Source organism: Arthrobacter sp. ISL-65, assembly GCF_018613795.1.
Classification (GTDB): domain Bacteria; phylum Actinomycetota; class Actinomycetes; order Actinomycetales; family Micrococcaceae; genus Arthrobacter.
The window spans coordinates 102,885-117,175 of the sequence record NZ_JAGGPN010000005.1 but is presented as its reverse complement, the minus strand read 5'-3'; the positions used below and the strand labels follow the sequence as shown (position 1 = coordinate 117,175).

Annotated in this window: 14 protein-coding genes and 3 tRNA genes; 5 read left to right on the top strand and 12 right to left on the bottom strand. The window is 65.7% G+C overall.

The annotated features are described in order from the left end of the window. Positions 1 to 939, bottom strand: a 939-nt coding sequence (locus J7I85_RS02365; protein ID WP_214846089.1) for a carbohydrate ABC transporter permease, incomplete at its 3' end; no start/stop codon positions are given. Positions 940 to 946: 7 nt separating this feature from the next. Further along, a complete protein-coding gene (locus J7I85_RS02360; protein WP_214846087.1) occupies positions 947 to 2,242 on the bottom strand; it encodes an ABC transporter substrate-binding protein in 1,296 nt (431 codons plus the stop codon). Between the two features lie 126 nt (positions 2,243 to 2,368). Here J7I85_RS02360 and J7I85_RS02355 point away from each other — a divergent pair, with 126 nt between their 5' ends. Continuing rightward, positions 2,369 to 4,246, top strand: coding sequence for a glycoside hydrolase family 13 protein (locus J7I85_RS02355; RefSeq protein ID WP_214846086.1), 1,878 nt, complete (start codon positions 2,369 to 2,371; stop codon positions 4,244 to 4,246). Between the two features lie 43 nt (positions 4,247 to 4,289). Here the strand turns inward: J7I85_RS02355 and J7I85_RS02350 are convergent, their stop codons facing one another. The 10 genes from J7I85_RS02350 to J7I85_RS02305 all read right to left on the bottom strand — a co-directional run bounded on the left by J7I85_RS02350 (position 4,290) and on the right by J7I85_RS02305 (position 9,940). Further along, positions 4,290 to 4,901, bottom strand: a complete 612-nt coding sequence (locus tag J7I85_RS02350; protein WP_214846084.1) for a hypothetical protein — start codon at positions 4,899 to 4,901, stop codon at positions 4,290 to 4,292. Then, on the bottom strand, positions 4,898 to 5,548 hold the full coding sequence (locus J7I85_RS02345) for a DUF6286 domain-containing protein (RefSeq protein WP_214846082.1): 651 nt from the start codon (positions 5,546 to 5,548) through the stop codon (positions 4,898 to 4,900). The genes J7I85_RS02350 and J7I85_RS02345 overlap by 4 nt, the downstream gene beginning before the upstream one ends. Beyond that, positions 5,545 to 5,946: a hypothetical protein gene (locus J7I85_RS02340; protein WP_214846080.1), complete on the bottom strand. Its 402-nt coding sequence runs from the start codon at positions 5,944 to 5,946 to the stop codon at positions 5,545 to 5,547. The genes J7I85_RS02345 and J7I85_RS02340 overlap by 4 nt, the downstream gene beginning before the upstream one ends. After that, positions 5,943 to 6,134: a DUF2273 domain-containing protein gene (locus J7I85_RS02335; RefSeq protein ID WP_190604309.1), complete on the bottom strand. Its 192-nt coding sequence runs from the start codon at positions 6,132 to 6,134 to the stop codon at positions 5,943 to 5,945. The genes J7I85_RS02340 and J7I85_RS02335 overlap by 4 nt, the downstream gene beginning before the upstream one ends. Further along, positions 6,131 to 6,586, bottom strand: coding sequence for an Asp23/Gls24 family envelope stress response protein (locus J7I85_RS02330; RefSeq protein ID WP_214846078.1), 456 nt, complete (start codon positions 6,584 to 6,586; stop codon positions 6,131 to 6,133). The genes J7I85_RS02335 and J7I85_RS02330 overlap by 4 nt, the downstream gene beginning before the upstream one ends. 110 nt (positions 6,587 to 6,696) lie before the next feature. Continuing rightward, the gene (locus J7I85_RS02325) at positions 6,697 to 7,164 is read right to left on the bottom strand and encodes a hypothetical protein (RefSeq protein ID WP_251023826.1); all 468 of its coding nucleotides are present in this window, start codon (positions 7,162 to 7,164) and stop codon (positions 6,697 to 6,699) included. Positions 7,165 to 7,409: 245 nt separating this feature from the next. Further along, positions 7,410 to 9,005, bottom strand: coding sequence for a glycoside hydrolase family 68 protein (locus J7I85_RS02320; RefSeq protein ID WP_214846074.1), 1,596 nt, complete (start codon positions 9,003 to 9,005; stop codon positions 7,410 to 7,412). A gap of 570 nt (positions 9,006 to 9,575) precedes the next feature. Then, a tRNA-Phe gene (locus tag J7I85_RS02315) sits at positions 9,576 to 9,651 on the bottom strand. Positions 9,652 to 9,699: 48 nt separating this feature from the next. Further along, a tRNA-Asp gene (locus J7I85_RS02310) sits at positions 9,700 to 9,773 on the bottom strand. Between the two features lie 94 nt (positions 9,774 to 9,867). Beyond that, positions 9,868 to 9,940, bottom strand: a tRNA-Glu gene (locus J7I85_RS02305). 241 nt (positions 9,941 to 10,181) lie between these two features. Here J7I85_RS02305 and J7I85_RS02300 point away from each other — a divergent pair. The 4 genes from J7I85_RS02300 to J7I85_RS02285 all read left to right on the top strand — a co-directional run bounded on the left by J7I85_RS02300 (position 10,182) and on the right by J7I85_RS02285 (position 14,275). Next, positions 10,182 to 11,150: a DMT family transporter gene (locus tag J7I85_RS02300; protein ID WP_214846072.1), complete on the top strand. Its 969-nt coding sequence runs from the start codon at positions 10,182 to 10,184 to the stop codon at positions 11,148 to 11,150. Positions 11,151 to 11,159: 9 nt separating this feature from the next. After that, a complete protein-coding gene (locus J7I85_RS02295; RefSeq protein WP_214846070.1) occupies positions 11,160 to 11,588 on the top strand; it encodes a metallopeptidase family protein in 429 nt (142 codons plus the stop codon). A gap of 10 nt (positions 11,589 to 11,598) precedes the next feature. Beyond that, the gene (locus J7I85_RS02290) at positions 11,599 to 12,519 is read left to right on the top strand and encodes a cation diffusion facilitator family transporter (protein ID WP_214846068.1); all 921 of its coding nucleotides are present in this window, start codon (positions 11,599 to 11,601) and stop codon (positions 12,517 to 12,519) included. 217 nt (positions 12,520 to 12,736) lie between these two features. After that, positions 12,737 to 14,275: a C40 family peptidase gene (locus J7I85_RS02285; RefSeq protein ID WP_214846066.1), complete on the top strand. Its 1,539-nt coding sequence runs from the start codon at positions 12,737 to 12,739 to the stop codon at positions 14,273 to 14,275. The last annotated feature ends 16 nt before the right edge of the window (positions 14,276 to 14,291 follow it).

The window sequence follows — 14,291 nt, the reverse complement described above, 5'->3', positions numbered from 1 at the left end:
GATGGTCGACAACGCCGCGGCGGCATTGAACCCTTGTCTGATTTGGTTGATCACCAGGATGGACAGGGTAGTGGTGTTATTTGCGCCGCCCGTCAGGATGTACGGGAGGTCGAACATGCGCAGCGCATCCAGGGTACGGAACAGAATGGCCACCATCAGGGCGGGCTTCACCAGCGGCAGGGTAATCAACCGGAAGCGCTGCCAGGCCGTCGCACCGTCGACCTTGGCGGCCTCGTAAACCTCGGCCGGGATCATCTGGAGTCCGGCGAGGATCAGCAAAGCCATGAAGGGGGTCGTCTTCCAGACGTCCGCGATGACCACTGCCCACTTCGCCGGCCATTCGCTGCCGGTCCACAGGATCGAGGTGTTGAACAGCTTGTTGGCGATGCCTTCGAAGGCGAAGATGAAGAACCAGAGCTTCGCGGTGACGGCAGTGGGGATGGCCCACGGCACCAGAACGGCGGCACGGACCATGCTCCGGCCCTTAAAGGTGCGGGCCATGATCATTGCCATCCAGAAGCCCAGGACGGTCTCGAAGGTTACGGTCACCACAGTGAAGAAGAACGTTGTTGCCGTGGCCGACCAGAATTGCGCACCCAGCGTACCCGGCGGGCAAGCCACCGTTCCGCCTGCCGGAGCAGAACACTGCTGGGCGAGCCAGTTGACGTAGTTTTGGACGCCTGCCGGACCGCCTGCGGTAAAGAGGCCGGTGGCCGGATCCAGGCCGGCATCCTTCTGGAAGGACATCACGATTGCGCTGATAATTGGGTAAACGATCACCACGGCAAGGGCAATGATGGTCGGGGCAAGGAGCCAGGAGGCCCACTTTCCCTGACTCAGAATCTTGTTATCCTCACCCACGCCCTTGGGGCCGTGGTGGATCGGGGTGCCGCCCGACGCCGGTGCCTTGACCGGCGTCGAGCCTACTTCGGTTGCCATGGCGGAACTACGATCCTGAACCGGCGGATTCGATGGACTTCTGCATGTCAGACAGTGCGGTGTCCACGGGCTTCTCGCCCTTGATGGCTGAATACGCGTTTTCCTGGATCGCCTTGGTGACGGCCGGGTAGAACGGGCTGACCGGACGCGGCACTGCGTTCTCGATGGAGGTTTTCAGCACCGGCAAGTACGGGAGTTTCTTCACCAAGGCAGCGTCGGTGTAGAGGCTGCCCAGTACGGGAGCCAGTGAACCCTGCGTGGCGTAGAACTTCTCGGTCTCTTCCGACGTCATGAACTTCAGGAAGTCCAGGGCCGTTGCCTTGTTCTTGGAGTAGACGCTGACTGCCATGCTGTGGCCACCCAGCGTGGATGCACCGGGGCCGTCCTTGCCCGGGATCGGGGCGATGCCCAGCTTGTCCTTCACTGCCGAGGAACCTTCAGTGGTTGCCAGGTTGTAGACGTAAGGCCAGTTGCGCAGGAAGAGGAGCTTTCCGCCCTGGAACGCCTGGCGGCTCTGCTCCTCCTGGAAGGTGATACCTTCCTTCGGGATGTTGCCGTCGGCGTAGGCCTTGGCCAGGTTCTCCAGGCCCGTCTTGGCCTCGGCGGTGTTCAGGCTGGGCTTGCCGTCCGGATCCAGAACGGCGCCGCCGGCGGAGTTGATGGCCTCCGAAGCGTTGACGGTCAGGCCTTCATACTTGCTGAACTGTCCGGCGTAGCAGCCGATGTTGTTCTGCTTGGCGATAGAGCACATGCCCATCATCTCGTCCCACGTCTTCGGCGGGGTGGGAACCAGGTCCTTGCGGTAGTACAGCAGGGCGCCGTCGGAGGTCTGCGGGGCCGCGTACAGCGTTCCCTTGTATGAGGCGGCGTCGACGGTCGGCTTCAGCATGGCGCTGGTATCGAAGGCCATCTTGTCCTTCAGCGGCTGGAGCCATCCCTTGGCGGCGAATTCTGCGGTCCACACGACGTCAACGTCCACGACGTCGTAGCTGGCATCCTTGGCCTGGAAATGCTGCACAATGTCGTCGTGCTGCTGGTCCGCCTGGTCCGTCTGCTCCTTGAAGGTCACCTTCTCGTTCGGGTGGGCGGCGTTCCACTTCTCGACCAGTGGGCGGACCACATTGCTGTTGTCCTTGCCCTGAACGTAGGTAATGGGCCCGCGGCCGTCAAGGTTGTTGGCGGCGTCGCCTCCCCCGGCACCGCCGCCCGTTGTGCTGCCCCCGCCGCCGCCGCCACAGGCGGACAGGGTCAGGGCGAGCACACCGGCAGTGGCAACCGGGAGTAAGAACTTAGGGGTTTTCATTGGCTGGAGACTCCTCGCTGAGTGACATGAAAATCATTCGTGCGGTTGATGTGGTGACTGTCACACTAGTAACGTTGCCCGAAGATATGCAAGCGTTTACACCTAATTGTTACCGGAGAGGCAACTATGAGTCACCGCCCGATCAGCACGCCGGCTTCCGAGACAACGGCGTGGTGGGCCCACGCAGCTGTTTACCAAATCTATCCACGTTCCTTTTCCGACGGGAACGGTGACGGCATGGGTGACCTGCCCGGTGTCACGGCTCGCCTGCCCTACCTGCAGCACTTGGGTGTCGACGCCGTCTGGCTCTCGCCGTTCTACCGGTCCCCACAGGCCGACGGCGGCTACGACGTCGCCGATTACCGGCAGGTGGACCCGGCCTTCGGTACGCTGGCCGACTTCGACGCCATGCTGGAACAGGCCTACGCCCGCGGGCTGAAGGTGATCGTCGACCTGGTCCCCAACCACACGTCCGATGAGCATGTGTGGTTCCAGGAGGCCCTCGCGGCGGGACCCGGCTCGGCCGCCAGGGAGCGGTACATGTTCCGGCCCGGGAAGGACGAGGTCCCCGGGTCCGGCGACGGTAACCTCGCGCCCAACAACTGGAATTCCATCTTCGGTGGACCGGCCTGGACGCGGACCACGAATGCGGACGGCTCCCCCGGGGACTGGTACCTGCACCTGTTCGACACGAAGCAGCCGGACCTCAACTGGGAAAACCCCGAGGTCTGGGAAGAGATGCGTTCCGTGCTCCGCTTCTGGCTGGACCGGGGCGTGGACGGATTCCGGGTAGATGTGGCCCACGGGATGGTGAAGGAGGCCGGCCTTCCGGACTGGGAAGGTGTGGCCGCCATGGTGGAAGGCTCCGCCGAAGCCGCCCATGTGACGGATCCCCCGGGCGCCCACGGAGAGGAAGTTGAGCCGCATACGGCGCACGCCTCTCCGGCTGGTGATACCGCTGGTGACACCGCCGGCTCGGGCGCCGGGGCCGGGGACACCGCCGGGGCCTCCGAACACGAACCAGTGTCGCCGCTGTATCCGCCGTCGCCGTTCTTTGACCAGGACGGCGTCCATGACATTTACCGGGATTGGAACCGGGTCCTGGCCGGGTACGACGGCGATCGCATGCTGGTGGCCGAGGCGTGGGTTGAACCGGCGGAGCGGCTGGCGCGGTATATCCGGCCGGACGAGATGCAGCAGGCCTTCAACTTCGACTTCCTCCTGGCAGGCTGGGACGCCCGGCGGATGGCCGTGGCCATCGAGGACTCCCTCAAGGCGGCCGCGTCCGTGGGGGCGCCGTCCACGTGGGTGCTGAGCAACCATGACACGGTGCGCCATCCGAGCCGCTTCGGTTTGCAGGATCCCACCACTTTTCCCAAGGGGATTGCCGCCGAGGACGAGCAGCCCGATGAGACCCTGGGCTTGGCCCGTGCCCGGGCCGCCTCGCTGGTGTCCCTGGCCCTCCCCGGCTCCGCGTACATCTATCAGGGTGAAGAACTTGGCCTCCCCGAGCACACCACGCTGCCCGCCGAAGCCCGGCAGGACCCGACGTTCTTCCGGACCAACGGCATTGAGCGCGGGCGCGACGGTTGCCGGGTGCCGCTGCCATGGAAATCCGCAGCGCCCGGGTATGGCTTCGCAGAGGCGTCCACTGCGCAGGACCCCGCCGCGCCCTGGCTGCCTCAGCCAGAATCCTTCGAAGACCTGGCCGCGGACCGGCAGGACGGCGTCAAAGGCTCGACACTGGAGCTGTACCGCGCCGCGCTCACCGCACGCCGGAGCCACGGACTGGGATCGGGGACATTCTGCTGGGCGGACAACCACGATCCCGAACTGGGCGTCCTGGCCTTCCACAACCGTGATGTCCTGGTGGTGGCCAACACGGGAGCGGATCCCACGCCGGTCCCCGACGGTTACCGGGTGGCGCTGTCGAGCGCTGCAGAATCAGGCGCTGATGAAGCCGTGGTTGCGCCCAACAGTGCGGCCTACCTGGTGGCCGGATAAGCGGGCCGACGGTTTCTGGCTGACAGAGCTCTGGTCAACGGAGCTAGCGGACCCGCTCGGCGCGGCTGAAGCGGGTCCGCGCGCCAGCGGCGATGTGCACCAGAACCGGCGTCCGCTGGCCCACCACGGCGCTCAGCGCGTCAACCAAGTCCGCCGCTTCGGCCGCGACGACCTGCGGAGGCACGCCCGGCCGAGGGTGGAGCCGGAGCTTCAGCGCCGGCTGGCCCTTGACGTCGTAGATCGAGACCGTGGCGCCGGCGAGCTCGGGACGGTCGGCCAGGGCGTTCTTCAGTGCCTGCTCAGCCACTCCCCCGCCGATCCTGATGTCGCCGGGAACGCCGCCCGGATCATCCGCCGCCAGCAGGAGGTCGGTGCGGCCCTTGCCCTGCTGCGCGATCCACGCAACCATGAGGCCGATCAGCAGCACCACTCCGAGGGCCAGGACGACCCACAGCCAACTCCCCTGCCGGCCGGGGAACTGCGTGCCTTCGAAGGCCGCGGTGACGTTGTCCGAAAGGCTTCTGGACCAGGTGTGCCACCACGCCGCGACGGCGGGGACGGCAGCCAGGAGAACGAGCAGCACGCCGATCACCAGCAGCTTGAAGCCAAGAATGCCGAGAAGAATCCGGTTGAGAAGCCTTGGTGTGCCATTCATGCGCCCACCACCCCCGAGGTCGACAAATTGATGGTCACCTGGGGCATGGGGGACGGTCCCATCGCCTGCAGTTCGTCCTCCACCGCCTGCAGGATGGCGTTTTCGCTGGTCGGGACTCCGGATGTGGGGCGGACATTGACCACTACCTGGCGCCGGGAAACCACCACCATGACCTGTTCCTGCGTGACGTTAGCCGCCACGCGCGCCCTTTGGGCAAGGGCGGCAGCGATGACCTCGTCATCTACCACCACGGCAATCCGCCGGTCAGCAAGCAGATGCCGGGCCCGGCGCCCGGGGAGGACCGCGCTCAGGAAAAAGAAGAGACCTACTGCGGCGGTCACGGCTCCGGCAGCACCCAGCAGCAGCGGCGGTATGCCCGACGGGAGCGCCACGATCCGTTCGGCTGCGGTCTGCGGGTCGATGAGCCAGGGCGGCTGGCCGATGGCGCGCACCGCGGATTCCAGGAGCGCGTAAAGACAGAGCACTGTGACCAGGGAACCTGCGATGACTGCTGCCACGGCACGTGAGGCGTGGGTCTCGCGGTGCAGGACGCGGCGCATGTCAATGCCAGCGGCGTGCGCCGCACCGGAGCCGCCCTGCGCCGGGTCCCCGCCGGCCTCATGCTGCTGTTCGACGACGGAACTCACCGCACCCTGCCCTCTTCCGTGACGTGGGCACCGCTGATGCGGATGTCCACCCTGCTCAGGCTCGCACCGCTGAGTTCGGTGACCTTGGTCAAAATGTCGGTCTTGGCGTGCACGGTCCTGTCCCAGATGGAGCCGCCCAGCGCCGGGACACGTCCCGGGTCGGCGAGGACGGCAGTCAGGCTGGGGATCCGGATGGGGGCGACGAGTGACAAAGCCAGCAGGCCGCCGTCGTCCGTCCAGTCAGCGCGCACGTCATGGGCGTGAATGCCCAGGGCCTCGGCAGCGGCAGCCTTGGCCAGGCTCGTGAGCGCCTGGGTGCTGATCCTGTTGTGGCCGCTGTACTGCCTGCTGGGCGTGGCTGCTGCGGCTGCCTGGCTCTTATCGGCTGCCCGGTTCATGAGGATGAGCGCCGCCCGCTGATGGCATCGATGACGCTGCGGAGGTCCAGTTTCCCTTCTGCGGCGCGGCCCAGGAGCGCGCCGATTCCCATGAACAGCAGGGAGATCAGGAAGCCCCAGAGACCGAACTGTAGTGACATGAACGCCACGAAGGCGCCGGCTGCGATTCCAACGACAGTGGGGCTCACAGGACCGCCTCCCTCTCAGCGACGGCGGGAGCGCCCGTCGGTTTTACCGGCGGTGCAATGTAGACGTCGTTGATCTCGACGTTCACCTCAATGACCTGCAGGCCCACCAGTTTCTCGACGGCCGCATAAACGCTTGCCCGTACCTGGTTGGCCAGGGCGTGCAGCGGAACGCCGTAGACCGCCACCAGGGTGATGTCTACTGCCACCTGGGTCTCCCCGACCTCGGCGTGCACGCCTGCGGCGTGATCGGAGCTGCCCACCGCGTCCCTGATGGCTCCGAGTGCCCGGGAGGAGCCGGTCCCCAGGGAGTACACGCCGGGCACGGCCCGGGCCGCGATCCCGGCGACTTTGGCCACGGCGGTCTCGGAGATCACGGTCCGCCCGCCGGCTGCAGCCGGCGTCGGGGCAGGGTCCACTCGAACGGCGGCGGTTTGCGGATTCTGGTATTCCATCAGCACTCCCCTTCTGTTGAACACAACCCTATCCCCTAGGCCGGACAACGTCAGGGGCCGGGCGCACCGCGTTCCCCGCGGGCCCCGCGAAGCCCCGTGCCCCCGGCGGGTTAGTGGCAGTTCGCAGACAGCCACCCCGTCACGGGGGCCATGGCCGCCTCGAACTCGCCGTTGGAATATACGCTCTGGTCAGAGAGCCCCGCCAGCGCCACCTCGTTGAACCGTGCGAAGTCCGCCTTCAGCGCCTCCGGCACCCGCTGTGCCGTCTCCGCAAGCTCCGCTTTCTTCTGCTCCAGTTCCGCTGTCTTGCCCTGGGCGGCGGAAAGGGGCAGCAGGGAGGCCCCCGTGGCTTGCGTGGAAATGGCGGCACAGGCCTCAGCCGCCGAGGCGTAGCCGCCAAAGGGACCGGACGCCGCGCTCGCGGACGCGGTCGGAGCGGCGCTGCCGGCCGGCGTCGTGGACGTTGCAGAGGCCGACGGCGCACCGCCGGAGGCGGGCGCGGAGCAGGCAGTAAGTGCCACTACGGCAAAAAGGGCGGCGAAGTGCAGCGGGCGGGCAAGATAGTTCACGGTTTCCATTCCTGGAGTGGTTTTGCCGCCTTCGGCGGCCTGGCTGGGCAGCCGACGAACGCCTGCCCCGTCCCCCGGCGTGCGAGTCTAGCCCGGCGGAAGCGCCTCTTTCCAAGTTGACAGGCCAGGTGCACTTTTGCTGTCCGGCCTCAAAACAGCTCTGTATATACAGTGATTCGGTGCAGCAGAAGGCGCCCGGACCTGGAAATACTCACCAGGTCCGGGCGCCTCCCGGTTATTGCAACAGTTACGGCTTACTTGTAGAGGCCGTTGCCGCCAACGTGGACGTTGGTGGGCAGGTAACCGAACGGGCCGAGGCCGTTCTTGCCGAAGCTGCGGTCAACCTTGGACACACCGTCCCGGAAGTTGATCTTCACGGTGGGCGACAGGGAGCCGCCGCGGACGCCGTTCACGTTGTCGATGAAGGACTGGACCAGGCCGCCCGGCTGCACGTAGTGCGAGTAGGCCTGGAACTGACGGCCGTTCTGGTTCGGCGTCGGCGCTTCCGGGGACTCTGACGGCAGGTTCAGATCTGTCGGGGAGCCGAGGGCCAGGCCGCTGTTGTTCATCGGCTGGTAGTCGGAGCGGACGCCGTTGCCCACGAAGCCGTAGACGCCGTCGGGTCCGCGCATGCCTGCAGCGTAGGTGAACTGGTGGCTGATCGTGAACAGGTAGTACTTGTTCTTGCCGCCTTCATTCTGGATGAAGATCTGCGGACGCTCGGTCTGGTCGTTGACGCAATTGGCGGACAGGATCGGCGGCAGGAAGTGCCACTTGGTCAGATCCTTGTTGTCTGCCACGGCCAGGCCAACGTTGGCGGTCTGGTAGTAGGCGCCCTTGCTGTTGACCTCGGCGAGGTTCTCGGCGTTGGGGTCACCCTTGGCGAAACCCAGGTCCTCGTTCTTGCAGCGGTAGTCGCCGCGCTTGCCGCCGGTGTTGCCTTCGAACACCATGAAGGTCTTGCCGGGGTGTGCCGGGTCAGCGAACGTGTACGGGTCGCGGAACGCGAAGCCCGGGTTCTGTGCCTTGTTCTGGTAGAGCTTTCCGTCCGGCTCAAGCAGCTTGGTGTGCTGGAAGCCGTCGAAGGTCACGCCGTTCTTGTCCGCGTGGATGTTGCCGAGCGCCTTGGCGATGGCTGCGTCCGGGGCGATGCCGCCGCCGCCGGCGTTGCGCTCCTTGACGTCGTAGAACGTGGTGGCCGTGTAGAACACGTTCACGTGGTTGCCCTGCATCAGACGCGTGGATCCGGACCATTCGGTGTTGCCGATGGAAGTGTTGTCCAGGAACAGGTGTCCGCCGTAGTTCCACTTGTCCTTGGCCGGGTCAGCGTTGGTCTTGCGGAAGAAGTAGCCGATGCGGGCGTTCCAGTGGCGCTGGTCGAAGCCGTAGCCTGCGTGCCGGTCAGCAACCAGCGAGAAGATCACGTCGTAACCCTTGTAGCTGATCTGGTTCGCGTTCTCGTCGGTCAGCGACCAGGTGTCCCAAACCCACACGTCATCGTTCATGGCGGGGAAGTCCTGGGGGATCTCCGGCATGGTGACGTCGGGGCTCATGGAGTTCTGGCCCGGCTTAACCTTGGAATCGCTCTGCGCCATGATCTGCTTGGCATCCGCACGGGTCCACTTTGAGGTGAAGTCCGACGCCGGATCGTGTGCCGTCTGGGTGTGGGGCGTCGGCAGGGGGAAGCCCGGAGTCGGCGCCGGCATCTGGGTGCTCGCCGGCGGATCCGACGGCTCGTTTGCCTGCGCCGAGGGCACGGCGAGGAACGCCGTGGCGGCGACAGTTGCCACCAGAGCTGCGGCGGCGGGGCGCCACCGCAGCATCCGGGGGGTGTTGGGGTGCTTGTGCATGTTTTGCTCTTCTCGCGGAGTTACGTTCGTGGAAGACGGGCAGCTGCCCTTGTCCCTTCACTCCGGCGACCCCGATGACACGGCGTGCGTCATCGAGGACGCCGTTGTGTCGAGGGAGAGACGGGGTTTGGGTGGACCCCGCGTTGGACGCTCAGAAATGTCTTACATTTCGCGGCCCACACTCAACGCTAGACAACGTTGTCACCCGAGTTCAACACGGTTTTCGGTCCTCACCCCTGGGTAAGCCTCCTGGTGTGCAAGCGCTTACATCTCGTTTGCGCGCGCGTGCCCCACTTCAGGACCGGAATCAAATGTGTCTTCATAATCGCGTCATCAATGGCCGTGATCACACCCGTGGCTGGCGGGCCGGCCGACCAAAACGGGGGACTTCGACGCCCAACACGCCGGCCGCCGTCGTGATTTAAGATGCCGAGGCCTCCAAATGCCCGACGGCGGTCGCTATCAGAAGAGAAAGGGTGGCAGTGAAACCGGGGTTTAACGGAACAGGGTGCAGGGAAACCCGGGAACGAAAAAACCCCGCTGTTCCTAAGGGAACAGCGGGGTTCTAGCTGGTGGCTCCGACCGGCGTCGATCCGGTGACCTTTCGATTTTCAGTCGAACGCTCTACCAACTGAGCTACAGAGCCTAGGTGACATGTCACCATGAATGCCGGAATTTCTTCCGGCAATCAAAGCGACCCTGACGGGACTTGAACCCGCGACCTCCGCCGTGACAGGGCGGCGCGCTAACCAACTGCGCTACAGGGCCTTGCTATTTCTTGCTTTGCGCAGTATTGCTACTGCGTTTTTTCAAGGACTCCAGCCTACCAGACTTTCTTGCCTGCTTTGACCACTTCCTTGCGTACCCCCAACGGGATTCGAACCCGTGCCGCCGCCGTGAAAGGGCGGTGTCCTAGGCCGCTAGACGATGGGGGCCTGGACTCAATTCGGTTGAACAAGGGCAAAAATAAAGGGCCGAAGCCTTTCGTTCTTGTCCTTTCGTGTTCCTCCGAACTGGACCTGTAAAACTATAGAGCCTCTCCCCGGAATATCCAAAATCGGCCCGGTGGACGCACAAACGGCAGGCAAATCGAAGCCCGCCACATTGGCAGTTTCTTGGCTAGACATGGCCGATTTCCGCCAGCCACCGCGCGGGGAACGGAGCTAGATTGGCACCATGGCATCCCCCGCCGGCACCAGCCCACTCCAGCCCCACTCCCCCGACGGCCCCTCCCCTGAAGGATCGATGCCGGAAGGCCCCGCCTCCGAAAAACCGGCACCCTCCATGAACGCGTTCGGCGTCGCCGCCGTCGTGGTGACGGTGATACTTCGGGCCTCCGCCTTCGTGGGCATTCGCGCCGTTGGCCCAAGCTTCTCCCCCGGAGCACTGACGCTGGGGCGGCTGGCGGTTGCCGCCATCGTGCTTGGCGCTGTGGTGCTTCCCAAACTCCGGGCGCTGCCGCGGGGCCGGGAGTGGTGGCCGATCCTCGCCTACGGCGTCATGTGGTTCGCCGGGTACAACGTGGCACTCAACGCTGCGGAGCATTCGCTCGACGCCGGAACCAGCGCGCTGCTCATCAACGTGAACCCGATCCTGGTGGCCGTGATGGCTGGCATCATCCTCAAGGAGGGCTTTCCGCGCTGGCTGATTATCGGCAGCCTGGTGGCGTTCGGCGGTGTCGCGGTCATCGCGCTGGGTTCAGGGCAGCGTTCGACGGCGGACGTGGCAGGCGTGCTGCTTTGCCTCCTCGCTGCTGCACTCGCCGCAGTGAGCGTCATCATCCAGAAGCCCGTGCTGCGGAAGTTTCCGGCGGGGCAGGCCACGTGGTTCGGCATCATGGTGGGTCTGGTCTGCTGCCTGCCTTTCGCAGGCCAGCTGGTGCAGGAGCTGCAGGCGGCGCCGTTGCCAGCCACCCTTGGCCTGGTCTACCTGGGCATCTTCCCCACTGCCATCGCCTTCACCACGTGGGCCTACGCCCTTTCGCTGATCGATGCCGGCAAACTGGCTGCCACCACGTACCTGGTGCCCGGCACGACGGTGCTGATCTCATGGCTGGTGCTCAGCGAAATCCCGACGGCCTGGGGACTCGTCGGCGGCGCCATCTGCCTCCTCGGCGTGGGGCTGACCCGGCGGAGATCCCGCTAAAGTTTGGGTATGCCCGCTAACCTGCCGCCCGGCCTCCCGATCGTGCCGGACGGAGCTGGCGACCCCTCCGGCTTCGACATGTCCGAAGCCGACTTCGAAGCCGCCGTCAGCGACGCCCTGGACCAGCTTCCCGCCGAGGTGGCGCGGGCCATGGACAACGTGGCGGTGTTCATCGACGACGACTACGTCCCCCAGCCCGGCGAGGACCCGGACACGGTGCTCCTGGGACTGTACGAGGGCGTTCCGCTGACCGAGCGCGATTCCTGGTGGGATGCCGGATCGCTTCCGGACCGCATCACCATCTACCGCCAGCCCATCCTGGACATCTGCTCCTCGCGCGAGGACGTGGTGGAGGAGGTGGCGGTGACAGTGATCCACGAGATTGCGCACCACTTCGGAATCGACGACCAGCGGCTTCACGAACTCGGGTGGGACTAGCCTTGTAGGCATGGGACACGACCACAACCACACCCACGGCCTCACGGCAACGGGTAGGCATCGCGGCAGGCTGATTGCGGTTCTGGTCATCACCCTCTCCGTGATGCTCATCCAGGTGGTCGGTTCCCTGCTCTCCGGCTCCCTTGCCCTGCTGGCCGATGCGGGCCACATGCTTTCCGACGCAGCCGGCGTCTTCATCGCCCTGATGGCTGCATGGATCGCTGCACTGCCGGCCAGCGATCTACGGACCTATGGCTACCAGCGCGCGGAAGTCCTGGCCGCCCTCGCCAACGCCCTGATCCTGGTGGTGGTCGCGGCTGTCATCTTTACCGAAGCCATCCGCCGCATTGGCTCCGCGCCCGAGGTGCACACAGACATCATGCTGTACGCCGCAATCCTGGGTGCGGCCGCCAACTTCGTCTCGCTGCTGATCCTGCGAAAGGCCCAGCAGGAAAGCCTGAACGTCCGCGGCGCCTACCTGGAGGTGCTGGGCGATCTCCTCGGCTCGTTCGCCGTCATCGCCGCGGCACTGGTCATCAAGTTCACCGGCTACCTGGCGGCGGACACCATCGCATCCGTGATCATCGCGCTGATGATCCTGCCGAGAGCCTGGCACCTGCTCCGCGAAGTGGTCGATGTCCTGCTGGAGGCCACCCCAAAGGGCGTGGAAGTCAGCATGATCCGCGAACATATCCTCTCCGTGGCGGGCGTGGTTGCCGTCCACGACATCCACATCTGGACGATCACGTCCGGCGTGCCGGTGTTTTCCGCCCACGTGGTGGTGGAGGACGAGATGCTGAGCGCGAAGGGTGCAGACCAGGTCCTGGACAAACTCACGACCTGCCTGGGCTCGCATTTCGATACCGAGCACTGCACCTTCCAACTGGAACCGGCCAGCCACTACGAGCACGAATCGCCTCAGCACGCCTGAGGCGTTTCCTGCCTGTTTCGTTGCCTCCGGGCGACGGTGACGCGACCCGCGCGTCGCATCTCCATCAAAATGCACTGATGTTGTTTATGTTATTGATGTGACTAGTGTTGCCAAAGTGGCAACCTGGCCCTAACCTCAGAGGGCTGGGCATCTTCAGAGGAGCACTTCCGTGCTGCCTCCCGACTCGTTTGCCCCGCCCTGACTTGCGAGGTTATGAATGAGTTTGACCGGCCCCGGCCGCACAGCGGCAGTCTTCTGCACCGCCGTCGTCCTCTTCGGAACCCTCGCGGCACCTGCGACCGCTGACCGGGCCATTGCCAAAATGGTGCCCACGACAGGTCTTCTGGCAACAGCCCTGACGGTACCGGCGTCGCCGGAAGTTCCCTCCCCCGCGGACATCGCTGCCGCCAGGTCCAGTGAAAGTGCGACGGCGGCAAAGGTCGCCGACATTGAGGGCATCCTGGCCGACGCCGCCACGGCCCAGGAGGTCACGTTCGCACGGACGCTCGAAGCCAACAACGCGTACAGCAACGCACTCGTGGAGCTGGACACAAGGTCGGACGCGGCCGCGGTGGCCACGGCCAGGGCTTCCGCCGCGGACAAGGAACAGTCCAAAAGCCGCAAGGCCGTGGGGCTGCTGGCCGGGGACCTCTACCGGAACGGTGGGCTTAATCCTGAGGTGAGCGGCCTGGTCACGGGCACGGGCGATGTCCTCGCCAAGGCGGCAACGCTGCAGGCACTTACCGCCGGCCGGAGCAGGGCCTTCGCTGCCGCAGAAACCACCGCCGCGGCCGCCGAATCGCTCACCGCTGCTGCCGCCGACGCCCGCCGCGCGGCAGACGACGCCGCGAAAACTGCCGAGACGCTCAAGGCAGAGGCAGACCAGGCCAATGCAGCCCAGGTAAAGGCGGTAGCGGACGCCAAGGCGCAGCGGACTGTTCTTGTGGGGCAGCTTGCCTCGTTGCGGAACACTACGGCAGCGCTCGAGTCCGCCCGCGTGGACGGCCTGGAACGCCAACGCCAGCAGGCCCGCCTCGCCGCCGTAACTGCAGCAGCTGAACGGGCCGCCGCGGCCCAGGCGGCCGCAGACAAGACAGCGGCGGCGAACGCTGCGGCGGCAGGCAGCGCGAGTGCTGCCTCGGCGGAGCAGTCCGCTTCCGCGCCATCCCGGACGCCTGCCCGGGCCGCTCCTTCACAGGCAGCTCCGGCACCTGCGGCTCCGGCCGCTCCTCCAGAGGCGGCTCCGGCTCCGGCAGCTCCCGCGCCGGCCCGCCCGGCACCTGCTCCGGCCCGCCCGGCTCCCGCGCCAGCACAGCCTGCCCCAGCGCAGCCGGCACCCGCACAGCCGGCACCAGCCCCGGTCCAGCCTGCCCCGTCTCCCGGCGGTTCCAACATGGCTGCCATCTCGGTGGCCATGGGCAAGGTGGGGTCCCCGTACTTCTATCAATATGGCGGCACTGGCACGTACGGCTTCGACTGTTCGGGTCTGGTCCAGAACGCGTTCGCGGCCATCGGGAAGCAACTTCCGCGCACGGCTGCGGAGCAGTTCGCCCAGGCGCCCGTCCACGTGCCCCTGTCCCAGGCGCAGCCCGGTGATCTGCTGGTTTGGGGATCGGCGCCCGGTTTCTACCATGTGGCGATCTACCTGGGTGGCGGCAGGGTGGTCCAGGCGCTGAACCCGTCCGCGGGCATCACCGTGACGGACCTGAGCATGATGGCCGGCATGCAGCTCCACCCGGTCGCTGCGCGGTACTAGCTCGCCCGCCACTAGC